The organism is Ferrovum myxofaciens, assembly GCF_000735045.1.
Classification (GTDB): domain Bacteria; phylum Pseudomonadota; class Gammaproteobacteria; order Burkholderiales; family Ferrovaceae; genus Ferrovum; species Ferrovum myxofaciens.
The window spans coordinates 1-253 of the sequence record NZ_JPOQ01000499.1; the positions used below are offsets into that span (position 1 = coordinate 1).

Below are 253 nucleotides of genomic sequence, written 5' to 3' on the forward strand. Positions count from 1 at the left end.
AGGCCCCGGCGACATGGCCAGCGTTGGCCCGGTATCACGAGCGTATGACCGAACTACTCCAAAGACAGCGCGGGATCGTCAAAGGAATTATCCCAGGTATGGTCGATTTAAGTGATGAAGCCAAGGTGCTATGGATCAAGTTCCATGACACGATTGAAACAGAACTAGCCAGCAAGGGAACACTGTTTGATGTTCGGGATGTTGCGTCAAAAGTTGCCGACAACGCAGCCCGTCTTGCGGTGATCTTCCACGT

1 protein-coding gene is annotated in these 253 nt (G+C 52.6%); it reads left to right on the forward strand.

Going from position 1 to position 253, the window contains the following annotated elements; genetic code table 11:
* Window positions 1-44: 44 nt before the first annotated feature.
* A partial coding sequence (locus tag IV91_RS16385; protein ID WP_233418504.1) for a DUF3987 domain-containing protein occupies window positions 45-253 on the forward strand: 209 nt, incomplete at its 3' end.